Source organism: Psychrobacter faecalis (genome assembly GCF_016107575.1).
Taxonomy (GTDB): Bacteria; Pseudomonadota; Gammaproteobacteria; order Pseudomonadales; family Moraxellaceae; genus Psychrobacter; species Psychrobacter faecalis.
In genome coordinates this window covers 1-23,978 of record NZ_JABAST010000020.1, presented here as the reverse complement: position 1 = coordinate 23,978, position 23,978 = coordinate 1, and the positions used below count along the sequence as shown (strand labels likewise).

Below are 23,978 nucleotides of genomic sequence, written 5' to 3'. Positions count from 1 at the left end.
TTAAAGCCAAATAATGTTATGGCGATAGATTATGGTCATACATTGACTTAAGACCTAAATTTATCAGGCGCTTATAATTCTTTTGTTTTAAGGCTATTTGTGTGTAAAACTTAGGTTAATTAACGACACATTGTTATGTTAGTTTTAGCCTATCACCCAATTCTCACAGCTATGTGACACCCTGTGTGATTATTGCGAATCTCACGCAAAACAGTGCTGTGCATTTATCTGCTCAGTCCAATTTTTAATGACCATTTTTCTCATGCTTGTGTTCATTATGGCCGTCTTCATAACTTTCATCATCGCTGAGCTTCATGCCTAAACGCTCAACGCGTCTGTCCATCATCTGCCGAGCTAAGGCTTGCATGTCTTCGACGCGATCTATCTCATCGACAATTTCAAGCCCTAATAAAGTTTCAAACACATCTTCTAAAGTTACCAAGCCTTTAACTTCGCCGTACTCACCAACGGTGATAGCAATATGAATACGGTTTTTTAGCATCAGCTCTAATAAATCAAACAGTTTCATCTTTGAAAATACAAAGGTAATGTCGCGTTTAAACTGGGTCAGCGGTTTATGAGCAGCATGATTAAATTTTGCCAAAAGCATGTCAGTTTTTAAGACAAAACCGGTGATATTGTCCAAATCGCCATCATAAATTGGCAAACGCGAAAAGGTCAGTTTTGGCCGATCAACCAATAAATCAGCGACGGTTTTATGCTCTTCAAATGCAAGCATTACCGAACGCGGGGTCATGATATCTTCAACTTTAATCGCCCCAAATGCCAATAGATTACGAATAATACGTGACTCTAAGGGATCGATTTGTCCTGATTCTTCGCCAATGCTCGCGAGTGCCGCGAATTCACGGCGGCTAAACGCTTGCGGCTCTTTACCGCGTACCAGTAGTTTGGTTAATTTTTCTGAGAACCAAATCAAAGGATAGAGCAGCAAAATAATACCGCGGACAAAATAAGCAACCATGCCGCCCAATTGACGCCAATAAATAGTGCCTAGGGTTTTTGGCATGATTTCGGATAAAAACAAAATAGCCAAGGTCATGAACGCCGAAAAAAGTCCAAACCAAGCACTACCAAAGACAATCGTCGCCTGCGCACCCGCCCCAATCGAGCCTAAAGTATGCGCCACGGTATTTAACGTTAAGATAGCTGCTAACGACTGATCGATATTATCGACCTTTAGGCGTTTTAGCATGTTGGATTTTTTTGGGTTCGTTTCTTGCAAGTCAGCAATATATGACGGCGTCATACTCAATAATGCCGCCTCGGCGAGCGAACAAATGAACGAGATGCCAATGGCAATGAGCACAAATAAAATAAGCAGTAGAACGCTACTAGCAGTAGGATTTGCTACCTCGCCCGCCGCCCAAACCGCTTGTGGTAGCAAAGAGGTTAGCAATAGAATAAACGCGAAAAACGATTTACTATTAAATCTGATCACATAAGAGCGACCATTGCCACCCATCGTCGGGGGAGGTTCAGCAGAAGCGTCTTTGCGGCAAGCGCGCGGACGGTATAAGCGAGGTACAGACATAAAAAAGGTAAACAAGTTAGGTAACCTAAACAAAGAAGAAAAAGGAAATCACAATATATCATGCGCAAGCGCCAGCAGATAGAAAATAATAGCCGATAAATGCGAATGCATTTCTATCCAATCACTAAAAACGCGCTCAAACAACTCTATTATACAGCCATTTGGTTTATGATAAGAGCTTGTTTAATATCAATGTTAATAATAGTGTTTCGCAATAAATTACCATACTTATCAGTTACTTATAAATTTATGCCCACGAAATTTTAAACTGATAAAGTTAATATAAATTTATCATAGCTTTATGTTAACTTAACATTTGGCTTTTTTGTCTGCTCAGTAACTTATCCTTATATCCTTTATAATAAGAAAACGCCCACCATTATAACGGTCATGGTTAGTCCGTGAGTTTTAACAAAAACGCTCTCAGCCTATGATTAACAGTTACCAAGCCTGAGATTTTTTGTTACTATGCGTGTAAATTTATTCTTATCTATGACTTACTGAGAGAAATTATGAGCTTATTCATTCAAGCGGCCCATGCGGCACCAGAAACTGCCGGCGCTGCGTCAATGTTTGGTCAAATCTTGTTGCCGGTTGCCTTTTTTGCCATTTTTTACTTTTTGGTGATTCGCCCACAGTCTAAGCGTACCAAAGAGCACCGTGCGATGGTCAACGCGTTGACCGTTGGCAGCGAAATCATTTTTGCTGGTGGTCTTATGGGCCGTATTAAGGCATTGGAAGGTGATTATGCGGTAGTGAGCTTAAACAATCATACCGATGTTAAAGTGCAACGTGCGTCCGTGATTTCAGTATTGCCGGCTGGCACGATTGAAAGCGTTTAATTGTCATTTAGAAATTCAATAATTGACAAACTTTTATTGAGCTTAATTGCTGCTAGATATCAATTATTGGTTGTAATGACTGTAAAATGACCGTACATTATTTACGGTCATTTTTCGCTTTACTGTTTACGCTTAACCGTTTTTTGCTTTACTATCATCGCGGATGATCGCAGTGGTGCAGAATTTAGTACGACTACTAACACACAATAGTAGCTCTCCATTTAATCACCTGCCATTGTTATCGCTAACTTCCCATCTGCTAACTTGTGGCCTGCGTCGCCAGTAGTTTATCAACTTAAAGAAGTGATTATGCAATATCCCGCTTGGAAATACTTACTCATCGCCGTCGTGCTTATCATTGCCGGTCTATATGCGGCCCCTAACCTCTATCCTGATGAACCTGCCGTACAGATTACCAGTGCCGCAGCAGGTACACAGCTGTCTGAAGGTATTTTGACCCAGTCTAAAAGCTTACTTGAAGAGGCTGGCATCAATAATCATGATGGTACCTTTGAGGGCAACAGCGCGCTGGTGCGTCTCGATAATCCAGTCGATCAGCTAAAAGCTCAGGAAGTGCTGCGTCAGAATTTGGGCGAGGACTATGTGGTCGCACTAAACTTGGCACAAACGACCCCAGAGTGGTTGCGTGATATCGGTGCAAAACCGATGAAACTCGGGCTTGATTTGCGCGGCGGTGTACGTTTTGTACTAGAAGTGGATATGGATAAAGCGCTCGAGCAGCGTTTGACCAGTGCCAGTCGTGATATGCGCCGTGACTTACGTGCTGAGCGTATTGCGGTAAAAGGTATCAAAACCGAAAAACGTGGCGTGGTGCTGCATTTCGCTGATACCGATACCCGTAACCGTGCGCAAAACATCTTACAAGGCTCGATGGGTAATACTTTCACGCTACAGTCTTCGATTGATGAGCAAGGCCCAGCGCTAATTTTAGCGTATAACGATGCCACCTTAGATGAAATCAATAGCTACGCGGTCAACCAAAACTTGACCACCCTACGCAATCGTATTGCTGAGCTTGGCGTGACTGAAGCTTTGGTACAATCGCAAGGTGCTAGCCGTATCGTCGTTGAACTTCCAGGCGTACAAGATACCGCTGAGGCAAAACGTGTCCTTGGTCGTACGGCTAACCTTGAGTTCCGTATGGTTGCTGAAGGTGCTGAAAACTATATGGGCGGTATTCCGCCTGCTGGCACTGAAGCGTTCCCCTTTGAAACACTCGATGGTCCGCCAGTATTGCTTGAGCGTCAAGCGATTGTCACCGGTGATAAAGTCACCAATGCTCAGACAGGCATCGATGAAAATGGCTCGCCTGAAGTCAGCATTACCCTAGATAGTGCTGGTGGCAAGCTCATGCAAAACGCTACCCGTACTGCTGTCGGTAAACAAATGGCGGTGCTGTTTATTGAGAATAAACAACGTATCGCTTATAAAGAAGACCCAGCGACTGGTGAGACGGTTGAAGTACGTACACCGTATGCAGAAACCAAAGTCATTAACCGTGCCAATATCCAAGCGGTACTGGGCTCGTCATTCCGTATTACTGGACTTGACAGTAGCGCTGAAGCGGCTGAGCTTGCCCTTTTACTACGTTCAGGGGCGCTAGCAGCACCGATGTATTTCGTGGAAGAGCGTACGATTGGTCCATCACTCGGTCAAGAAAATATCGAAAAAGGCTTATTCTCTACCCAAGTGGGTTATCTATTAGTTTTCGCCTTTATGATTGTTTTCTATCGCTTATTTGGCGTCATTGCCAACGTGGCCCTAGCAATTAACGTCATTATTATCATTGCTATCATGTCAATCTTAGGCTCATCACTCACCCTACCGGGTATTGCTGGTATTGTCTTGACCATTGGTATGGCGGTCGATGCCAACGTGCTGATCTTTGAGCGGATACGTGAGGAGCTGGCAAATGGTGTCCGGCCAAAATCCGCCATCGTCGCAGGTTTTGACCGTGCTTTTAGTAGTATTTTCGATGCCAATATCACAACCTTACTGGTCGCCTTTATCTTATTTGCGATAGGTACGGGTCCGATTAAAGGCTTTGCGATTACCCTCGCGATTGGTATTGTCAGCTCGCTATTTACCGCCATTTTGGTGACGCGTGCGCTGATACAAATTGCTTACGGCAAGCGCAAATCTATCAAACGTCTGAGCATCGGTTAGGAGAAAACTATGGCTATCGATAATAACAATCCGCTAGAACAAGAAAATAACCCAGATCGAAATGGCTCAAACGGTGAAGCAAATACTACTGGTACGCGCCGCCGTAAAAAACCGCGCCGTGATGGCAAAGGCAGTAATACGCAAGCTAATAATCCTAGAACCTCTAAATTGACCGGTTCAAAAACCCGCCGCGGTGGGAAAGAAAATCAAGCCTTGGCGACCCAAGCATCTGGTAACACAGCAGCGGTTGATCCTAATTTGATGTTAGGTGGTTCTGCCGAAGATGCCGCTGCTTACGCAGAAGGTGGTATCAAAGCCATTGGCGATCAACGTATCATCCCATTTATGAAGTTAGAAAAGCCGATGGCACTTCTATCGCTTCTGATGGTGATTGGCAGTATTATCGCCATCGCCGTTAATGGTCTAAATCTAGGTCTTGATTTTACCGGCGGGGTTTCAGCAGATGTGCGTTATGAGCAGCCTGCTGAGCAAGCCGATGTGGTAAATGCCCTAGCCGATAATGGCTTTGACGATGCGGTCGTACAGTATCTAGGTACGCGCCAAGAGCTTTTAGTACGCTTGCCACCACAGTCAGATAACGTCGATGGACTGAACGCCAGCCTGAGTAAAGCATTAGCATTGCCTAATAATAACGTTGAAATCAGTAACGTTAATATAATCGGTAGCCAAGTCGGTAACGAAATCTACTTAAACTCGGTTATGGCATTGGCATTGGCATTGGCTTGTATGCTTGGCTATGTTGCCCTACGCTTCCAGTTTAAGCTAGCGCTTGGCGCAGTACTGTCGCTATTCCATGATGCGGTGGTAACCATCGGGGTCTTTGCCTTATTTGGTTTTCCGTTTGATTTAACTGTCCTAGCTGCTGTACTGGCGTTGATTGGTTACTCGCTGAACGATACGATCGTCGTTTATGACCGTATTCGTGAAAACTTCCGCCGCGTGCGTGGTATCACGCCGCGTCAAACGGTTGATTTGTCATTGACAGAGACGCTGCGCCGTACGATTATGACCATCTCAACGGTACTATTGGTAGTACTAGCGATGTTATTCTTAGGCGGTGATGGCTTATTCTGGTTCTCGGCTGCCCTGTTTATTGGTCTACTTGCTGGTACTTACTCATCTACTTATATCGCAAGCTCGATTCCTCTAGCGATGGGTTTGTCACGTGATGACTTTATCGTTAAAGTAAAGCCTGAGTTTGAAGAAGAAATCGTTACTTTTAATGATCCAAAAATGTATGAGCAAGACTAACGCTTGTATAAAAGCCAATCACTAGACTTTTAGTTGTTTAGCAAACGTTATCACGATAAAAGCACCTAAACTCTAGGTGCTTTTGTCTTTATACTATTTTTATCCATCTTTTAATACTATTCGATAAGTCATCACTAAACTTTTCTGTCTTATTATATGGTTATATAAGCGACTAAGCTATGTCATCTACCCTGCCGCCAAGTGCTATGCCGCCTATTGATACTCGCTATGCGCGTATCATCGCGATTGCCTTACCTGTATTATTGGCTAACCTTGCGATGCCACTACAAAGCGTCATTGATACAGCTATTGTCGGTAATATGAATGACACTGCCAAGCTTGCTGGCATGGGTTTGGCTATTCAGCTGCTGTCTTTGATATTAGTCAGCTTTAACTTTTTGCAATACGCGTCATCTGGACTGTCCGCACAAGCACTCGGTCAGCTGGCTCATAATGATGCGCATAAACAAACGCAATCGCCGCTGCTATCAATTTTGCAGCGGGCTTTGTTACTTGCGTTTATGATTGGCGCAGTGCTACTTATTGCAAAACCTTGGCTCATTGATTTTGGCTTGCAAGCGCTTTCTGCCAATCCCGATAGCGGTCGTGCAGCCAAAACTTATTTGGACGTCCGTTTTTGGGGCGTTATCGCAGAGCTGATGAATTTTGCCTTTATCGGCTGGTTTGCCGGTCAAGGCAAAACCCGCTATATGCTTTATCAGCAAGGCTTTATCGCCATGCTTAATATTATTCTGACCTTATTTTTTGTTTATGTGTTGCAAATGGGTTTGGTTGGGGTGGCATTAGGGACGACCATTGCCTTTTGGCTTGGGGTAGTCTTAGCATTGTGGCTCAGCTGTCGACATCTACAAATCTCTTGGCGCGCGTTATTTAATGCCAATAAAGACCACTTTACCAAAGATAAGATGCTTAGGCTATTCTCATTAAATAAAGATATTTTTATCCGTACGCTTATTTTAACCCTAAGCTTTGCTTGGATTACCCGACTGTCTGCCCAAAGCGGCGATGTTATTTTGGCCGCCAATGCTATTTTATTGCAGGTATTAAGCATCTCAGCCTTCGCTCTTGACGGCGTGGCGGTATCGGCAGAAACCTTGAGCGGACAAGCAGCTGGACGACGCGATTGGCCGCACTTTCGTATTATCGTCAAACGCACAGGCGTGGTCAGTTACGGCCTTGCCATGATGCTAAGCACGATTTGGTGGCTTGCGATGCCAACTTATTTGGATTTTATGACCAATATCGAACCCGTCTTTGCGCTGGCTTATGACTATCACCTTTATGCGGTACTACTGCCACTGGTTGGCGTTGGCGCTTATTGGCTCGATGGAATATTCTTTGGTTTAACGGCTGGTAGCGTCATTCGTAATGCCGCGCTGATATTGGCGCTTATCTTTTTCCCTTTAAGTTGGCTACTCTACCAGCAATGGGATATGACCGGTATTTGGCTTAGCGTTTGGTGCTTATTATTATTAAGATTGATGATTCTTGGTGGGTTTTTATACCGTGCCCATCAAACAGGCAGCTATGAAAAATTGCAGCCTGAAGCTTGACCATTAAAGTAATTAGCTAACATGAGGCGTTTAATAAACACAAAAGAGATAATAAACGATACATAAAAGTAAGAAAAATTAGGATATTACGTGACTACTCAATCAAATGAGATTAATCAAAATCAAGCTTATCATTACGAATGGGCAGAAGGCTTTAAAAAAAGCTTGCCAGTGGCCATGGGTTATCTGCCAGCAGGCATCGCCTTTGGCGTGCTCGCACAAGTAGCCGGTGTACCAGTGTGGGGGACTATTATGCTAAGTGTAGTCTTATATGCAGGCGCGGCGCAATATGCGTGTTTACCGATGCTAAGTGCTGGGCTACCTATTGGAAATATTGCTACCAACATTGCCGCCATTAACTTGCGTCACGTCTTTTATGGTATGCCGTTATTGCAGTATTTGCCAAAAAATAAAATAGCGAAAACCTACTGTTTATTTGCCCTTACTGATGAGACGTTTTCAGTGATGACCAGTTTACCTCCTGAGTCAAGAGCGCGCTTGATTTTGCCTATCAGTCTGTTTAATCAAAGCTGGTGGGTACTTGCTAGCGCTATTGGCGTGATGATTGGCAGCGCGCTCAGTGACTTGGTACCGCATTTAGATTTTGCCTTGGTGTGTCTGTTTGCCATTTTGGCTTATGAGCAATTCCAAAGTATTAAACGCTATTTCCCCATTGGTATTGCCGTCATTGCTTTAGTGATTGCCTCGTTCTTTACCAGTAATTGGTTGTTATTAGTAGCGATTACGATTTGTATGCTGCTGATTTTAGCGCGTGGTTTTTGGTTACAGCGCAGTGTGCAAGGAGGCAGCAATGAGCAGTAGTTATTTGATTCTTGCCACACTGGCGATGGCAGCCGTGACCTTTATTACCCGTGCCCTGCCCGCTTTAATACCTAAGAAGCTGCTAGATACGCCGTGGCTACATCGCTTAAATGAAAGCTTGCCGCTGTCAGTGATGGTATTACTTATTTTAACCAGCCTTTCTTATCAAGGTTTGTCAGGCGATGCTGGCTTCCAAGCTGGCTTAAATAGTGCCGAAGTACATTTATTTATGGCACAAATTGGCGCGTTATTATTGGTGCTACTTATCTATCATCTTAGTCGTCAATTGCTGGTCAGCATGATCGTCGGTATCGCGGCGATTAATGGCTTTTTGTGGTTATTTACGCGTTTTTTAGGCTGATTAAAAATTTAGTGTATAGCGTATATTGACCCTAAAAAAGATACAGCGCGGCTGGGATGAATTTTTCGTAACCTCTGTGATAACAGTAAGCAAGGAAAATTTATACCAGCCACCTATGGCTGTTTATTCATCATTTTATTTCATACTGACTACGTTTATTTGTGCTAATAAAAAAGGCTGGAATCTTTACGAATCCAGCCTTTTTACTTACTACCATTTTTGAGTTACTTATTCTATTATAACTCTTCTACGCCCATCATATCGACTGGGGTATCAGCAACGATTTGCACGCCTTTTTTGCCTGTTTTGGCGGTGTCGTTACGTTGCTCTTGTAGATGATCGAGATACGCTTCATTGATTTGCCCAGTGATGTAGCAGCCATTAAATACCGCGCAATCAAAGCCTTCAACCTTGCTATGCTTGGTATCTTTTACTGCTTCAATCAAATCGTCCAAATCTTGGAAAATCAAGCGGTCGGCACCGATAATCTCACGTACCTCTTCAACGCTATGACCTGAAGCAATCAGCTCGCTACGCACTGGCATATCGATACCGTAAACGTTTGGATATTTAACCGGCGGTGCAGCACTGGCAAAAAATACCTTACGGGCACCAGCATCACGTGCCATTTGGATAATTTCATGACACGTCGTACCGCGAACGATTGAGTCATCAACCAAGAGGACGTTTTTGCCCTTAAATTCAAGCGGTACGGCGCTTAACTTTTGACGCACGGATTTTTTACGTTGCTGCTGACCTGGCATGATAAAGGTACGACCGATATAGCGGTTTTTCATAAACCCTTCACGGTATTTGACATTCATTTTTAGCGCCAGCTCCATCGCTGAAGTACGCGAGGTATCAGGGATAGGAATAACCACATCGATATCATGGTCCTCACCCCATTCAGCAAGGATTTTATCAGCCAGTTTTTCACCCATACGTAGGCGTGATTTATAAACCGAGATATTATCCATAATAGAATCTGGACGGGCAAAATACACATATTCAAAGATACAAGGCGTGTATTCTTTTTGCTCAACGCACTGATGCGTATGCAGTTTATGGTCCAAATCAATAAAGATCGCTTCGCCTGGTTTGACATCACGGACAATGCTAAAGCCTGAACCTGTCAACGCAACTGACTCTGACGCGACCATATATTCTGTGCCACCGTTAGCTGCCATACGCTTACCAAAAATCAGCGGACGGATACCGTTTGGATCACGGAATGCTAGCAACCCATGACCCGTAATCATGGCAACCACGCCATAAGCGCCTTCAATACGGCTATAAACCGCTGTCACTGCTGCAAAGATATCCGTAGGCGTCGGGTGGGTTTTATTGATATTTTGCATTTCATGCGCAAGCACGTTTAGCAACACCTCAGAATCTGAATCGGTATTGAGATGACGGCGATCTTCTTGATACAAAGATTTTGCCAGACCTTCAGCATTGGTTAGGTTACCATTGTGCGCAAGGGTAATACCATAAGGCGAGTTGACGTAAAAAGGCTGTGCTTCGGCGCTACTTGAGGTACCAGCGGTCGGGTAACGAACGTGACCGATACCAAACTTACCCACCAGTTTTAGCATATGACGGTTCATAAACACGTCACGTACCATGCCATTTTCTTTACGTAAATAAAGACGCCCATCCTGTAAAGTCACAATACCTGCCGCATCTTGCCCGCGATGCTGCAACATGGTTAAGGCATCATAAAGAATTTGGTTGACCGGCTCATGAGCTGCGACCCCAACGACTCCACACATAGTTGTATCCTATTTTGTACCACACATTGATAACACAATAACGGCTGATAAGCGTGTCTTAAATGTTTGCCTATCTTTTGCCGCAAAGCTGATGATCTTGCTGAGAATAACGTCTTACGGACAATAGATAAGGCTAATTATCCATAAGACAAGTTAATGATGACAAATAGAGGTATATTTTACGAATATTAAAGACGCTTGAATAGTTTTTTTAAGTGCTTAGCATGCCTTTGGATCTATAAAATTTAAGACTGATTGACCTGATCCCATGCCATCCCAAACATATCTGAGACCAGCTCTTTACCCATGGGCGCATAAGGCAGTAATTCAGGCGCGAGCACTGAGGTTTCCCACTGCGGCATTTGTACCAACAATGGCGCGCTGACGCTAAGCACCACCAAAACCATAAGCACGTTTTTTGCCGCGCCAAGTACCCCGCCCGCCATTTTATCAAGGACGCCAAGACGTAAGGTTTTAAGTACGCCAGAAAACACAAACGCAACCAGATGCATAATGGCTAAAATAGCAATCACAATCACTAAAAACGCCAGCGCCATTTGTAAAACAGGATTCTCTACCATACTTGATAATTGCGGCGCGACCGAACCTGCCAGACGCGTGGCAGCAATAAGTGCGATAAACCAACCGACTAAACCGACAGCTGTCTTAATCAGACCTACCTGAAAACCACGCCATAAGCCAATCAGGACAACCACAGCAATTACAATATCTAAACCACTCATGTTTATCGCCTCATTTGCATCTTATTTGGTGTACTTCAGTGAAGGTGAAAAGCTTGCAGTTTTAACAATCTTAACCTTCCATCGCATCGTAATAGCCACCGATAGATTGAATGCAAGACTGTACCAGTCCCGGCCCTTTATAGATAAGTCCTGAATATAGCTGCACCAAATCTGCACCTGCTTCAATTTTTTTGACGGCTTTGTCACCGCTATCGATACCACCAACGCCAATCAACGTGACCTTACCACCCAACTGGTCAGAGAATTGTTGTAGAATTTGCGTACTAATGTGGCTGACCGGACGACCGGATAAGCCGCCTGCTTGCTCACCATCGGGCAAATCTTCGACACCTACGCGGCTCAACGTGGTATTGGTGGCAATCAAACCATCAATCTCAAAGTCCAGCAACTGCTTAGAGATGTAATCCACTTGTAATGGCTCTAAATCGGGGGCGACTTTTAGGACCAAAGGCACATAAAAACCATACTCGGTTGCCAGCTGATTGTGGCGATTTTTAATGGTATCTAATAATTGGGTTAACGCTTCACCGCTTTGTAGGTCGCGCAAATTTTTGGTATTCGGCGAGGAGATATTAACCGTAATATAAGACGCATGCGGATAGACACGCTCTAAGCAATAGACATAATCATCAGCCGCATTTTCAACCGGAGTCGCAGCATTTTTACCGATATTGATGCCGATATTGCCTTGGTATTTACAGCGCTTGACGTTTTCAATCAGGTAGTCGACGCCTTCATTATTAAAACCCATGCGGTTAATAATGGCATCGGCTTGCTTGATTCTAAATAGTCTAGGTCTGTCATTGCCAACTTGCGATTTTGGGGTGACCGTACCTACTTCGATAAAACCAAATCCCAACTCTGCTAATGCATCAATATAATCGCCGTTTTTATCCAAACCGGCGGCAAGCCCAACAGGATTGGCAAATTGCAAGCCCATACAGTCGGTTGGCTGCATTGACTGACCATACACTAAGCCTAACACACGCGCTTTATGAGCTTTATCCAATAAAGATAAGGTCATCTCATGCGCGTGCTCGGGGTCCATATTAAACAAAAAAGGGCGAAGTAAGGCGTAAGACATAGTAATGACAGACCCTGCTTAAAAAGAAATAATGAATGAGAAAAACGAATGCGGTCAAGCGCTGCGATTATATCAGCTTAACTGAAATAAGACCAAAGTTTCATCAGGAAAATTACGCCATATCCTGCCAATAAGTAAGCGTTAATACTGTCAATTGACTGACTAAACCTAGTAAAGAAACCCCTATCAGACAGCATTTTTATTCACATATACCACTTATTGATATTCATATTTTCAGATTAAGGCACTGGGCGGCCATCAGCAAGCGCAATCCAACCACGCACAATACGGTACAGATGCCAAATAAAAGTAAAGCCCATCACCATAAAACCTAAAATGGCCATTAATACTGAGCCGATGGCAATGTTGTTGGTTTCAGCGAACATACTGACACCAAAACCGCCTAAGGCAAAGGTGACAATAAGCACCCCAATGACGAACAGGACAATACTGTACCAAAACGTCTTGATTTGCCAGTCAAAATGGGTAGCGAGCCAAGTACCGTCAGCATCACGGCGTTTGGCATAGTTCATAAAGATAGGCACAATCCACAATAGCCCAGCGGTAAAATAGCTGAGCACATAGAGCAAATAGGTGATGTGGTTATACATCGTCAAAGAGCGGCGTTTATCATCACTCATCGTATTATTAGAATTATTTATCATGCTGTCACTCGTTATGTTCTGTGGTCTGTAGTTATTTTTATTGTGGCAAATTATCAGGTTTTCAATGTGGTAATTTTTAAAGCGTTAATGTGGTTAAATATTTTTCTTACATAATTGACTAAAAATATTAAGAACTGACGGTTGCCTGTACTTGAATGGCCTTGGTAACCAAATCTTGTTGCATCGACAGTTGAGTAAATTGCCAACCTTGCTGCTCAAGATTACCCAGCGCCCCGCTCACCACCGCTTGGCTTGGATGGGTAAAGCTCAGCTGCACCGCATCGCCTGCTGCAATGACCTGCGCATCAGCAATCCCTGAGTTATTTAACAGCGCACTGATACGGCTAGCCGGCGGCATCGCTTCAGCGCCATCTGCTGAATTGGTAGCATTTAACGCATTGCTATCAATATTACCAGCTTGGGCACGCAACCAAAAATAGTCAGCAACCTGCTCTTGATACTCATTTTTTCTCGCTTTTGCTGCTTGATGGACGCTATAGCCGCCATAACCACCGACAAATAACAGCAAAAACGCCGACAATAGCAGTAAGGCTAATTGGTCACGCGCAGACAATGTTTGCCAACGTGTCATTAAAATATTTTGATAGCTACTCATGCGCGTTGATAATGCGCTGCTTTTAGGGTCAGCCACCATAGTGCTGCGTTTGGCAAGGCGTTGTAATCTTTTCATGGTTACCCTTTATTGCTAACGCTACTATTGTTTTCTACCACATCAACGGTCACTTGACCACTAAACTGCCCTTGCTCATTGCCGTTCACTTGTTCCAACTTAGCATTTAATCCTTGAGCAACTAGCGTATTGGTAAATTGATCAAGACTGCCGCGGTCTGGTGCAATCAGTGTAAAGCTAAGTGCAGTTGGCTGCATGACTAACGCCTGCGCGCGTAATGACGACTGTTTAATCAGCGGTGATATACGTGATAATACCGCTATGTGAGCGTTAGGCGCTTGGCTATCACTACGCAGTTTTGGTTGCAACTGCACTTGCAATTTCGTGCGCGTACTAAGCGGCTCATTAGGAAACCAAGACTGGTACTGGGTGGCAATCTCAGTTTTGGTCGCTGCTGCTGCCGCCTGATACTGGTAGAATTGTACCCCATCGGTCGCCATCTGTAATATCAGTGCTGACAGCGCCACCATCATCGCCACCCGCAGATATGGTGATAATTGCGAATCGGTCGATTTAATAAAAAAGTTCAGCGCATGACGCTCAGGAATTTCAAGCGGTTTAGGAGCAACTGGTAGCGTGGTTAATAGTAATTGATGCTCGGCAATCATTGCCGCCGTTTGAGTAGTTACTTTGACGGTAGTTTCATGCTTGGTTAAATCAATATCATCGAACGCAGGCTCATTAACCATATCAGTAGCGTGGCTCGAATCTACAAAGGCGTCATCAATAGCTGGTAATAGCAGCACTTCGCTTAAATGTGGAAAACGCTCAAAGATTAAAGGCAGATAACTGACGGCCATGCCTTGATGTAAGGATTGGCGCAGTAGCATGGTGTGGTTATCTTGGTACAATACAAGTTGCTGACCTGCGCCCTCTTCTGGCGTTGGCAGTAATAAAAAATCAGGCAATAACGCTACGATGTTCATGCCAACAAGCTTAGCGCTTTGCTGCCATGCTTCGATATCGCTTTGAGCCAAAGCATAGAGATGATGGCTGGTATTTTCAGTCATTTGGCGAATGGCTAATTGTTCAACCGGCGTCAGAGAAGTTTCTTCAAATAAATACTGCTTACCGCTCATACCTAATTGTTTAAGCTGAGCCGTATTTAGCTCAGACTCTACTTGTAAGACATGGCTTGATGGGAAATACAGGCAAACCGATTTTTGGCTATTGGTTTTATAGCTACCATAGATATCATGCAGCTGTTGCCAGCCATCGACCAATTGCCATTGTTTTATATCTTCGTGCCAGACCGCTAGAGGACTGTGCTGCGCTCTTAACCAAACATGTAACACCAAATGTGTCCTTAATTATCCAAGCTGTTGTTTAGAGTCATTGCTGATTAAAGCTGTCATTTATTAAAGCTATGGTCTAGCAAGCATTTAAATGTCTTATGAGCATGTGTATGATTGATACTAATAAGGTTGTTCTGGGACAAAGCGGTCGATCTCGGTTGCCATACCCATCATCACAAAATCCATCTCAAACACGCGCGCTTCTGCCAAAGAGAAGGATTCAGGATAATCACCCGTTAGCAGGCCTGCGATGTGAGCAACGATAGACATATGACAGACGACCACCAGACACTCCGCTTCAACATTACCAATATCGATGAGCGCCTGATGGGCATCGTCGGATGGCGTGATATTCTCTTGTATTTGTGAGGGCACGTTAGGAGCGCGCAACTGTAATTCTGCCAGCGTCTGCTGCGCCCGCTTATAAGGGCTCACAACAAAACAATCAGGTTGATAATGAGTGGTAATATATTCTGCCGTTTCCGCCGCTTGTTTCTGACCAAAATCTGTCAACTGCCGTGCACTGTCTGGGCGCGTCCCATCTTCTGCTTGACCATGACGTACTAAGATAATTTTCATAATCTTAACCACCTTGTGTGTTACGTTTACCTGACTATTTTGATGATAAAGTAATGTTAACAATGAAATAGCTACATTCTGCTAAACGCTTTACTTATTTTCGTCTTTTTTATGCTTAGTCTTGCTTGCTGTTTGCATTTGCGCCGTTAGTGCCGCATTACTATGGTCATGCTCCATGACAAACTCAACATCACTACGGAAGCCCGCTTCCATAAGATGTAAAGCAACGCCAAGTGCCGCTTTGTCTTCATAAATGACTGCATGAAGCGCATGGGTAATCGGCATATAAATGCCTTCTTTGGTGGCTTTTTCATGTACTTGCTGAATGGTGTTGACGCCTTCAGCGGTTTGACCCAATTTTTTGACCGCCGCATCAATGGTCATACCGCGACCGAGCATATTACCAATACGGTAATTGCGGCTCAGCTCTGAGCTACAAGTGGCATATAAATCACCGACACCCGACAGACCTAAAAAGGTCAGCGGATTGGCACCGGCATGGACACCAAAACGGCTCATTTCCGCTAAACCGCGCGTTAATATCATGGCTTTGGTATTTTCACCGACTTCATAAGCTGCCGCCATTCCCATGGCAATGGCATAAATATTTTTTAGCGCGCCACCAAGCTCAACACCGCGAACATCATCACTGGCAAACACTCTAAAGAAAGCACTATGTAATGCTGCTTGTACCGCATGGCGTAGTGGCTCAGAGTCACTGGCAATGACCGTAGCAGACGGCATATTTTTCATGATCTCAATGGCGAGATTTGGCCCTGACATCACGCCAAAATTTACTTCCGGCAGCTCATCTTTAATAATATCACTCATCAAAGCAAAGGTATCTTTTTCCATACCCTTGGTTAAAGAGACAATAGATTGCCCGCTAATAAAGGGCGCGATGCTTTTAAGGGTTTCGCGAAACGCGAGGCCTGGGACAGCGATAAAAATAATATCGGTATCTTTGACCGCCGCTTGTAAATCGTGGCTGTATTTGAGGCGATCATCAAGCTTATAACCGGGCAGATATTTTTTATTGGTCTGCGTCTTTGCCATAGCCTTAACAGTACGTTTATTGCGTACCCACAGCGTGGTATCACAGCCATTACGAGCAGCCAAGTTTGCCATCGCCGTACCAAAGCTACCGCCACCTAAAAATGCCAAACGCAATTTGGTTGGATTGTTATGGATTTCTGCCATATTTTTTGCCACCGCAGATTCAACCGCGCTAGGATTTAACTTCTTACGTCCAAGCCCAGATTTGGTGGCACGCTCAATGATACCGGATAGCAAACTGTTTTGTTTTTCAGCCCCTTTGTCATCTGTTTGACTGTCCTCTATATTTGCATCTGTCTTTTTATCATTAGCGCTGGTCATATTATTTTATCCGTATTGACTGACTGAATTATGATTAGAATTTGTGCTGAGTATACAGTGAGATTGACGGTATGTTTCAACAATTATTGATATAGAACCGTTATTTTATTGAAATAACGTGACCAGTTTGGTCATTGTTTTGCTTTGCTGTGTCGCGTTATGACAGCCATTACCTTATTGAAACATCGCCGTAATCATAGACCTGTCTCGACGCTATGACTCAAAACGCAGTAATGGCTCAATATCAATCGGCTTGCGCGTTGGCATATCGCAAGGACTGCTGCCAGTATAAACAAAAGCCGTGACATAATCATCTGTGCCAACGTCAAAATAGGCTTTGACGGCAGGCTCATTGGCCAATAATCCCGTACGCCAAACCGTACTAAAGCCCTGAGCTTGTAGTGCCAAAATAAGGTTTTGCACTGCTGCACCTGCACTGAGCATTTGCTCAAAAGGTGGCACTTTTTTATGCACTTGCATGTGGGTGACGACTGTAATAATAACGGGCGCACGCAGCGGCATATTGTAGGTTTTCTTGCGTGATTTCTCAGACAGCTCTTCGCCCTCTTGCGCCGCTTGTGCTTCAGCAGCTGCTAAAAAAGCACGGCCCAAGTCGTGACGCGCATTACCTTGGGTAACGATAAAGCGCCACGGACGCAGTTTTTTATGATCAGGCGCGGTAACCGCACAATCAATAGCTGCTCTAATCTGGCTTTCTGTCGGTGCAGGAATGCTCAAATTGCCGATACTACGTCTTGATTTAATCCAGTTAATCAGTTGCTCATCGGTTACTTGCGCGTTTGCCCCTCTCGGGCTTTCGGCTTGATTTTCTTCACTATCACTGTTCAGTTCGTTGCTATTATCCATATTATCTTCAGAACTATTCATATTTTATCCTTATTTATTATTATGTAAATGCATTAGCGATATGCCTTACGCCGCTTCTGAGCCTTCGATGCGATGGTCCATGCGCAAATAATCTTCTGACTGCATCTCAAGCAGGCGTGAGCGCGTCCGCTCAATCTCAAAGGCCAATTTTTGTCCTTGATAGAGCTCGAGAATTGGCTGCTCTGCTCTTACCAACAGTTTGACACGGCGATCATAAAACTCATCAACCAGATAAATAAAACGGCGGGTCGGATCGCGCAAATCATCATCTAAAGCGGGCACAGAATTGATTAACACCGTGCTAAATTCTTTGGCAATCTCGATAAAATCAGACGCTGAGCGTGGCTCCATACACAAATGACGGAAGTCACAAAATAAAATATCTTCGGTACGGGCATTGATTTTGATTTCGCGACCATTGATGGTAATAGGCGCGTTGCTGATTTTTTGATTGTTAGACAAGCTAGCGAAACGGTTGGCAAGCCAGTGGTGATTGGCCTTAGTCAACGGCGACTCATATAACTCCGCTTGCTGTAAGACACGCAGGCGATAATCAATACCAGAGTCAATATTCATCACTGTGGTGTGACGCTCAACTTCGGCGATAGCTGGCATAAAGCGATCACGGTGTAGACCATCTTTATAAAGCCCTGCTGGTTCAATGTTTGATGTGGCGACCAAAGTCACGCCGCGATTAAATAGCATGGTAAACAAATCACCTAAAATCATCGCATCTGAGACGTTGGAGACAAAAAACTCATCAAAACAGATAATCAGTGCTTCTGCATAAATGATATCCGCGACTTTTTCTAGCGGATCGCTTTGACCTTGTAGATTATTTAGCTCTTGATGGACGCGCTGCATGAAGTGGTGAAAATGCTGGCGCATCTTACGCTCAATGGTCAAAGAGTCGTAAAACATATCCATCATCCACGTTTTACCGCGCCCCACCCCGCCCCACATATACAAACCTTTGGGAGCCGCAGGTTTTGACTTTAAAAAGCTAAAAAAGCCTTTTTTTTGCGCCACGCTATCATTAAGCTGATGATACAACCCATCTAAATAGCTCATTGCCTGATATTGCTGCTCATCTCGAGTAAACTCATCAGTGCTAATGGCCTGCTCATAACGTTGCAAGGGAGATAAACTCATAATACGACTCATTATTAGACAAAATAAATATAAAAAGCTAAAAGTATGCTTAGATAAATTGGTTAAGACACCAGCTGGTTTTACTGCGACTCTTTAGAGCCAAAACTATGCTCTTCCAACAAACCTTTTAGCTCAGATAAACGTCCATGGAAAAAATGCCCAGCACCATCAACGATACTAACGTCCAGTCCTAAACGCTCAGCGAATGCTTGCATATTATTTGGGTCAATCACTTCATCAGCATTACCATATATCTCAAAGGTTTTATCAATGGGTAAAGTGATATCACTGCTGTCATTTTTTTCGACTGAGGGCGCGATAAGCGCGACGTTTGCTATTTCAAAATCACCCAGTCCCCAAATATGCGGCGCTACCATGACTTGCTCAGCGACACGTGCTATCACATAACCACCAAAGGAGAAGCCACCTAGCCATAGCTTACGAGCGTTGGTCTGCTCTGCAATCCATTGTAGCACGGTCATCGCATCGACTACTTCACCATCTGCGTAGTCGTGCTCGCCGGTTGACTGGCCAACGCCGCGAAAGTTAAAACGTACCACATGCATGCCGCTATCACGCCCAAAACGATACATGGTCGTGACCACTTTATTGTTCATCGTGCCTTCAAATAACGGATTGGGATGACAAAGCAGCGCCACTGTATCGGTATTCGCATCTTTAGGATTGTCTTGTTGCCATAGCGCGTCGACTTCGAGCACGCCAGCAGGAGCAGGAATCAGTTGCATAAATTTACTTATTGGTTAAAGGTGAATACCTCAATTATCCTAGATATGGTTTATATTTCAAGTAATTTGCTGTGTACCTGCAACGTTGCACACAATAACCGCCTAGACACTCCTTGTCGCAATACGTTAGATTCATACAAGTTGTCGAGTAATATATTGAACTTATAGGAAAAAGGAAACTATTATGAATATTTTTAATAAAACCGCTACTTTAACAGCAACACTGGCTGCGGCTCTGGCTTTGAGTGCCTGTCAAAGCACGCCTTCTTCACCGGTAATTCAGCGCGCTAACTCGATTTATGAAACCACAGGCATCGCTGAGAGCAAAGTAAAAGCCCAGCAAAATGCGATAGACAGTGCGCAAAAAACTTGCGGAAGAAAACAAGTGATTATCGTTGATGATAAAGTCAAATATAACGGTATTTTAAATGAGCAAACGGGCCGTATGGTCGGACAAGCGGGCGCGGTCATCGGTTCAATCTTTGGGACGGGCACGCCAGATTTATCACGTAAAGATGATTATGAGTACATGATTAATTTTCGTTGCCAATAAAGCCGTCATTATTTAGCCTTTAGCCAATAAGTTTGTGAGATAGCTATTATATTCATCTATATTTATCGCGGCTTATTGGCTTTACTTTTTGTAGCGGCACTTTTGGGGTAAACTATCCTGTCTGGTCTTTTATACCTGCAACCTTTACTTTGATGAGTTAATCTAACGTCGTTAACCTTTCAGCCTCGATTACCTTTGGTCTCCTCTTATGCGCAAACCCAATCTAGCAAATATGAAACAAGCCAGCTCTAAAAAAGACAAAGTTTTGGTGCCTGCCAAAGATTTAGCGACCTTGGAAGCTGAACTGGCTGAGCAAGAAAACAGTCTGGAAGTCAGTTTAGAAGATACGGTTTTACGCCTAAGTGATTACTTGTCGGCGGTCGATATGGTCATCAAACAGACCTTTAATCACCGCGTATGGGTTAAAGCTGAAATTCGCAACCTATCAAGCAAAGGTGGGCATTATTACTTTGAGCTGGCAGAAAAAGATGACGACGGCAAAGTTATTGCCAGCTGCCGTGGTAATCTTTGGCGCTTTAAAGCGGCGCGCGTCTTAGCAAAGTTTGAGCGCGCAACCGGTATGCCGCTTGACCGTGATTTGACCGTATTACTCAAAGTATCGGCAGGCTTTCATGCACAATACGGTTTCTCACTGACTATTGAAGATATCGACCCAAGCTATACGTTAGGCGACTTGGCGCGGCAATACGCGGAGATGGTCGACCGCTTGACTGGCGAAGGCTTATTAAACCTCAATCAGCAGCTACCCGTCCCATTTGATATCGAACATGTCTTAGTCATTGCCCCTGAAAAAGCAGCGGGATTGGGCGACTTTCAAGCCGATGCGGACCGCTTAGCTCGTACAGGTGCCTGTCATTTCCATTACCATCACGCCACCTTTCAGGGCAATCACGCACCAAGTGAAATCCGACAAGCTATCGTCAGCGCCCAGCAGCAGTTTTACGACACCTATCAACGCCTGCCAGATTTGTTAGTCATTATCCGTGGTGGCGGCGCGGTTGGTGATTTGGCGTATCTCAATGATTATGAGCTTGCTGCCCTCGTTGCCGAGCAGCCTATCCCTGTCTGGGTTGGTATCGGTCATGAGCGTGATAAAGTGATTTTAGATGAAGTGGCGCATACCAGCTTTGATACGCCATCAAAAGTGATTGCCGCTATCATGGCGCATTTAGCCCAGCTCGTCACGCAAACGCTGCAATACCAAGCGCAAATCAAACAAGCAGCGCAGCGTCAACTGAATATCGCTGAGCAACAAACGACACGCCAGTTGAGTCACATTCAGTCGCAAACGATTGGTCAACTGACCGCCCTGCAAAAAGACAGTGATTATGCTTGGCAGAGTATTCAGCAAAGTGCCCAGCGCCAAGTCAAACAAGCAGCCAGACGAACCAGTGAGCTGCGAGTCCAAACTCAAAATTCTGCTTATCAGCAATTAACCATTGCATCAAGTTATAGCCAAAACCAAAAAAAGACGATTATACATAGTGCGCAGCAGCAGTTGCTACAAGCACGACGTGATAGCGAATATCTGCGCGATATTGTGCTCTTGCATCGTCCTTCTCGCGTGCTTAAACAAGGCTACACCATGCTCACTGATGCAAAAGACAAGCAGATACTGACCAGCAGTACGCAACTTTATGCTGAGAAAACGGTACATATCATCTTAAAAGATGGTAAGGCAAAAGCACAGATTATTGATGTGAAGACCAATTAGTTATAGTCTGTTTGCCATAAAAATACACAGCTGTTGGGATAAATTTTGCGTAGCCTCGAACAGTGACGAAGTCACACAGCAAGCAAGGAAAATTTATAACAGCAGCAGACTCCTGAAACTAAAATATTTAACAACTTTTTATCTACTTTTCTTTCTATGTTTTTTTCTTAAACTAATGTGAATATTAGGAAACCTTATGACAACCCCTACTCGCAAACGTAAAAAAGCCGCCCCAAAGACCTTTAAGGCAGCTTATGTTATTCTAAAAACCAATGCCGCTGAGCTACAGCAACAAGATGAGCCAGATATCGATAATCTGATGACAACGGTTGAGGAATCGATTGCCGCTTATCGCGTTTGCGAAACCCGTATCAATGCCGTGCAGCAAGCGTTAGATGCCGCTTTCGCCGAAGAAGATAGCACAGAGAACAGTGACATTTAAACTAAATTAAGTCAGCTCTATTCTGGCTCATCGACTTCAAAAACTTGGCGCAAATAGGCAAGATAGGTATCATTATTGATCATAGTCTTGCCTGGGCTGTCCGACAATTTGGCAACTGGCTGCCCATTGCACTCAACCAATTTTAGGACGATATTTATCGGGGTGATGCCCATATCGTTGGTCAAATTGGTGCCAATGCCAAAGCTGGTTCTTATTTGACCTTTAAAATATTGATGTAAATTCCACGCCTTATTTAAATCCAATCCATCACTAAAGGTCAAAATCTTGGTTCTTGGGTCTATTTTTAATTTTTTATAATGCGCAATGGCCTTATCGCCCCAAACATACGGGTCGCCGCTATCATGACGCAGACCATCGAACAGCTTGGCAAAATACAAATCAAAGTCGCGTAAAAATGCATCCATCCCAACGACGTCGGTCAGCGCAATACCCAAATCACCACGATATTCATGTACCCACGCTTCAAGTGCCGCTTTTTGTGAATCACGCAAACGCACATCCAATGCCTGAAATGCCTGCATAAACTCATGTGCCATGGTACCAATTGGCGTCATGCCGAGTTTTTTTGCTAAATAAACGTTTGACGTACCGCTGACGATTTTCGGTTCAGCGTTATGTAAAGTCTCAACCACATGCGCTTGCCAAACCTTGCTAAAGCGTCTACGTGTACCAAAATCAGCGACGATAAATGGCGGTGTATTATTATCATATTTTTCCTGTTTTACCGCATACTGATGCAATAACTCAACTTTCTCATCTAGCCTACGTTGCCCTTCTTCAATAACGCTGGCATTTGATAAAGCACTAAAATATAGCTCATTCACAATGGCTAGGACAAATACTTCAAAAAACATTGCCTGAATCATCGGCCCTTCGATGTCAATAAACAAGCGGCCTTTTTCGTCGGTGCTAACGGTGATAAAACGGCGCTTTAACTTAAACAATTCTAGATAATCAACGAAGTCTGAACGCATAAAGCGCAATCCGCGTAAATACTCCAGCTCATCTTCTAAGAATCGCAATTCACACAAGCTGTCTAGCTGTTGCTCTAAATCGTCTTTGATATCCGCCAATGGATACAGCGTATCTTCGTTATTACGGCAGCGAAAACGATAAACGCCATGGGTCTGCGGAAACTGATGTAGCATGGCTTGCAACATAGTAAATTTATATAAGTCGTTATCCAATAACGAGGTAATAATAGGTTCAAAAGGTTTAGAAGTTTGAGTAACGGTCATGTTACAGCCTTAAATACAAAAATGAAAAGTCGCTAAACAAAACGAGCGACGAAATAGGTAGCAATAGTTATCAAGATGCCAAAGTTATCAAAATGCCAATAATAGAAAAGGTTCAGATTTTGAGTATAACGAAGTTTGTCTCATTTTTCATAACTCAACGCTTATAAAAGCAAAACTACAACGATAATAATCGTATTTATCCTTTTACTCTGACTTATAGGTTTGGAATAACAGCCTTGACTTCCTCTCCTCCCTAAAGTGAGGGGATTCCTACTACTAGACGCTCAAGCCCGAGCGCAAGAATATTCTTTGCCGCATTAATATCACGGTCATGAGTGACACCGCACTCGCAAAGCCATTCTC

General features: G+C 44.0%; 23 protein-coding genes. 9 read left to right on the top strand and 14 right to left on the bottom strand.

Annotation, left to right across the window (positions count from 1 at the left end; translation table 11 throughout):
- Positions 1-244 precede the first annotated feature (244 nt).
- Positions 245-1,555 (bottom strand): hemolysin family protein, encoded by a 1,311-nt coding sequence (locus tag JFC07_RS07840; protein ID WP_193030583.1) that lies wholly within the window; start codon positions 1,553-1,555, stop codon positions 245-247.
- Between the two features lie 512 nt (positions 1,556-2,067).
- Here JFC07_RS07840 and yajC point away from each other — a divergent pair.
- The 6 genes from yajC (at position 2,068) to JFC07_RS07810 (ending at position 8,613) form a co-directional block, all read left to right on the top strand.
- Entirely contained in the window at positions 2,068-2,397 is a 330-nt protein-coding gene (yajC, locus tag JFC07_RS07835; protein ID WP_068408182.1) for a preprotein translocase subunit YajC, read from the top strand.
- A 309-nt stretch (positions 2,398-2,706) separates the two neighbouring features.
- Entirely contained in the window at positions 2,707-4,584 is a 1,878-nt protein-coding gene (secD, locus tag JFC07_RS07830; protein ID WP_068408185.1) for a protein translocase subunit SecD, read from the top strand.
- Between the two features lie 9 nt (positions 4,585-4,593).
- Positions 4,594-5,856, top strand: coding sequence for a protein translocase subunit SecF (gene secF / locus JFC07_RS07825; RefSeq protein WP_068408187.1), 1,263 nt, complete (start codon positions 4,594-4,596; stop codon positions 5,854-5,856).
- Positions 5,857-6,035: 179 nt separating this feature from the next.
- Positions 6,036-7,430, top strand: coding sequence for an MATE family efflux transporter (locus JFC07_RS07820; RefSeq protein ID WP_198328784.1), 1,395 nt, complete (start codon positions 6,036-6,038; stop codon positions 7,428-7,430).
- A 90-nt stretch (positions 7,431-7,520) separates the two neighbouring features.
- The gene (locus tag JFC07_RS07815; RefSeq protein WP_198328783.1) at positions 7,521-8,252 is read left to right on the top strand and encodes an AzlC family ABC transporter permease; all 732 of its coding nucleotides are present in this window, start codon (positions 7,521-7,523) and stop codon (positions 8,250-8,252) included.
- Complete coding sequence (locus JFC07_RS07810; protein ID WP_068408190.1) at positions 8,242-8,613, top strand: branched-chain amino acid transport AzlD family protein; 372 nt, start codon at positions 8,242-8,244, stop codon at positions 8,611-8,613. The genes JFC07_RS07815 and JFC07_RS07810 overlap by 11 nt, the downstream gene beginning before the upstream one ends.
- Positions 8,614-8,849: 236 nt before the next feature.
- On the opposite strand, the gene purF is transcribed toward JFC07_RS07810, so the two are convergent.
- The 11 genes from purF to JFC07_RS07755 all read right to left on the bottom strand — a co-directional run bounded on the left by purF (position 8,850) and on the right by JFC07_RS07755 (position 19,626).
- Positions 8,850-10,385, bottom strand: a complete 1,536-nt coding sequence (purF, locus tag JFC07_RS07805; protein ID WP_068408191.1) for an amidophosphoribosyltransferase — start codon at positions 10,383-10,385, stop codon at positions 8,850-8,852.
- Positions 10,386-10,630: 245 nt separating this feature from the next.
- On the bottom strand, positions 10,631-11,128 hold the full coding sequence (locus tag JFC07_RS07800; RefSeq protein ID WP_068408192.1) for a CvpA family protein: 498 nt from the start codon (positions 11,126-11,128) through the stop codon (positions 10,631-10,633).
- A 70-nt stretch (positions 11,129-11,198) separates the two neighbouring features.
- Positions 11,199-12,233 (bottom strand): quinone-dependent dihydroorotate dehydrogenase, encoded by a 1,035-nt coding sequence (locus tag JFC07_RS07795; protein ID WP_102076526.1) that lies wholly within the window; start codon positions 12,231-12,233, stop codon positions 11,199-11,201.
- Between the two features lie 239 nt (positions 12,234-12,472).
- Positions 12,473-12,898 carry a DUF4870 family protein gene (locus tag JFC07_RS07790; RefSeq protein ID WP_102076389.1) on the bottom strand — a complete coding sequence of 142 codons (426 nt, stop codon included), beginning with the start codon at positions 12,896-12,898 and terminating at the stop codon, positions 12,473-12,475.
- Between the two features lie 127 nt (positions 12,899-13,025).
- Entirely contained in the window at positions 13,026-13,589 is a 564-nt protein-coding gene (gene gspM / locus JFC07_RS07785; RefSeq protein ID WP_198328782.1) for a type II secretion system protein GspM, read from the bottom strand.
- Positions 13,590-13,591: 2 nt separating this feature from the next.
- Positions 13,592-14,884, bottom strand: a complete 1,293-nt coding sequence (gspL, locus tag JFC07_RS07780; RefSeq protein WP_193030589.1) for a type II secretion system protein GspL — start codon at positions 14,882-14,884, stop codon at positions 13,592-13,594.
- A 120-nt stretch (positions 14,885-15,004) separates the two neighbouring features.
- Positions 15,005-15,463, bottom strand: coding sequence for a SixA phosphatase family protein (locus JFC07_RS07775; RefSeq protein ID WP_193030591.1), 459 nt, complete (start codon positions 15,461-15,463; stop codon positions 15,005-15,007).
- A gap of 90 nt (positions 15,464-15,553) precedes the next feature.
- Complete coding sequence (locus tag JFC07_RS07770; protein WP_198328781.1) at positions 15,554-16,840, bottom strand: NAD(P)H-dependent glycerol-3-phosphate dehydrogenase; 1,287 nt, start codon at positions 16,838-16,840, stop codon at positions 15,554-15,556.
- A 213-nt stretch (positions 16,841-17,053) separates the two neighbouring features.
- The gene (locus JFC07_RS07765) at positions 17,054-17,728 is read right to left on the bottom strand and encodes a nitroreductase family protein (RefSeq protein WP_198328780.1); all 675 of its coding nucleotides are present in this window, start codon (positions 17,726-17,728) and stop codon (positions 17,054-17,056) included.
- Between the two features lie 45 nt (positions 17,729-17,773).
- Positions 17,774-18,880, bottom strand: a complete 1,107-nt coding sequence (zapE, locus tag JFC07_RS07760; protein WP_068408266.1) for a cell division protein ZapE — start codon at positions 18,878-18,880, stop codon at positions 17,774-17,776.
- A gap of 80 nt (positions 18,881-18,960) precedes the next feature.
- Positions 18,961-19,626: an alpha/beta hydrolase gene (locus JFC07_RS07755; protein WP_198328779.1), complete on the bottom strand. Its 666-nt coding sequence runs from the start codon at positions 19,624-19,626 to the stop codon at positions 18,961-18,963.
- Positions 19,627-19,810: 184 nt separating this feature from the next.
- On the opposite strand from JFC07_RS07755, the gene JFC07_RS07750 reads away from it, so the two are divergent.
- From JFC07_RS07750 to xseB, 3 genes are all read left to right on the top strand, one after another.
- Positions 19,811-20,179 carry a hypothetical protein gene (locus JFC07_RS07750; RefSeq protein ID WP_068408202.1) on the top strand — a complete coding sequence of 123 codons (369 nt, stop codon included), beginning with the start codon at positions 19,811-19,813 and terminating at the stop codon, positions 20,177-20,179.
- Positions 20,180-20,387: 208 nt separating this feature from the next.
- Entirely contained in the window at positions 20,388-21,914 is a 1,527-nt protein-coding gene (gene xseA / locus JFC07_RS07745) for an exodeoxyribonuclease VII large subunit (RefSeq protein WP_068408204.1), read from the top strand.
- 196 nt (positions 21,915-22,110) lie between these two features.
- The gene (gene xseB / locus JFC07_RS07740; RefSeq protein WP_068408206.1) at positions 22,111-22,356 is read left to right on the top strand and encodes an exodeoxyribonuclease VII small subunit; all 246 of its coding nucleotides are present in this window, start codon (positions 22,111-22,113) and stop codon (positions 22,354-22,356) included.
- 17 nt (positions 22,357-22,373) lie between these two features.
- Here xseB and pncB read toward each other — a convergent pair whose 3' ends face one another.
- Both pncB and JFC07_RS07730 read right to left on the bottom strand, forming a co-directional pair.
- Positions 22,374-23,615 (bottom strand): nicotinate phosphoribosyltransferase, encoded by a 1,242-nt coding sequence (pncB, locus tag JFC07_RS07735; protein ID WP_068408208.1) that lies wholly within the window; start codon positions 23,613-23,615, stop codon positions 22,374-22,376.
- A gap of 253 nt (positions 23,616-23,868) precedes the next feature.
- Positions 23,869-23,978 (bottom strand): zinc ribbon domain-containing protein (locus JFC07_RS07730; protein WP_198328778.1); only part of this gene is annotated, 110 nt, incomplete at its 5' end.

Bases quoted from the DNA above. Each gene is read 5' to 3' on its own strand.
- secF (WP_068408187.1), top strand. From the start codon at position 4,594: ATGGCTATCGATAATAACAATCCGCTAGAACAAGAAAATAACCCAGAT.
- gspM (WP_198328782.1), bottom strand. From the start codon at position 13,589: ATGAAAAGATTACAACGCCTTGCCAAACGCAGCACTATGGTGGCTGAC.
- JFC07_RS07770 (WP_198328781.1), bottom strand. From the start codon at position 16,840: ATGACCAGCGCTAATGATAAAAAGACAGATGCAAATATAGAGGACAGT.
- JFC07_RS07750 (WP_068408202.1), top strand. From the start codon at position 19,811: ATGAATATTTTTAATAAAACCGCTACTTTAACAGCAACACTGGCTGCG.
- pncB (WP_068408208.1), bottom strand. From the start codon at position 23,615: ATGACCGTTACTCAAACTTCTAAACCTTTTGAACCTATTATTACCTCG.
- JFC07_RS07810 (WP_068408190.1), top strand. From the start codon at position 8,242: ATGAGCAGTAGTTATTTGATTCTTGCCACACTGGCGATGGCAGCCGTG.
- JFC07_RS07775 (WP_193030591.1), bottom strand. From the start codon at position 15,463: ATGAAAATTATCTTAGTACGTCATGGTCAAGCAGAAGATGGGACGCGC.
- xseB (WP_068408206.1), top strand. From the start codon at position 22,111: ATGACAACCCCTACTCGCAAACGTAAAAAAGCCGCCCCAAAGACCTTT.
- zapE (WP_068408266.1), bottom strand. From the start codon at position 18,880: ATGAGTTTATCTCCCTTGCAACGTTATGAGCAGGCCATTAGCACTGAT.
- JFC07_RS07840 (WP_193030583.1), bottom strand. From the start codon at position 1,555: ATGTCTGTACCTCGCTTATACCGTCCGCGCGCTTGCCGCAAAGACGCT.
- xseA (WP_068408204.1), top strand. From the start codon at position 20,388: ATGCGCAAACCCAATCTAGCAAATATGAAACAAGCCAGCTCTAAAAAA.
- JFC07_RS07765 (WP_198328780.1), bottom strand. From the start codon at position 17,728: ATGAATAGTTCTGAAGATAATATGGATAATAGCAACGAACTGAACAGT.
- JFC07_RS07790 (WP_102076389.1), bottom strand. From the start codon at position 12,898: ATGATAAATAATTCTAATAATACGATGAGTGATGATAAACGCCGCTCT.
- JFC07_RS07755 (WP_198328779.1), bottom strand. From the start codon at position 19,626: ATGCAACTGATTCCTGCTCCTGCTGGCGTGCTCGAAGTCGACGCGCTA.
- JFC07_RS07795 (WP_102076526.1), bottom strand. From the start codon at position 12,233: ATGTCTTACGCCTTACTTCGCCCTTTTTTGTTTAATATGGACCCCGAG.
- yajC (WP_068408182.1), top strand. From the start codon at position 2,068: ATGAGCTTATTCATTCAAGCGGCCCATGCGGCACCAGAAACTGCCGGC.
- JFC07_RS07800 (WP_068408192.1), bottom strand. From the start codon at position 11,128: ATGAGTGGTTTAGATATTGTAATTGCTGTGGTTGTCCTGATTGGCTTA.
- secD (WP_068408185.1), top strand. From the start codon at position 2,707: ATGCAATATCCCGCTTGGAAATACTTACTCATCGCCGTCGTGCTTATC.
- purF (WP_068408191.1), bottom strand. From the start codon at position 10,385: ATGTGTGGAGTCGTTGGGGTCGCAGCTCATGAGCCGGTCAACCAAATT.
- JFC07_RS07820 (WP_198328784.1), top strand. From the start codon at position 6,036: ATGTCATCTACCCTGCCGCCAAGTGCTATGCCGCCTATTGATACTCGC.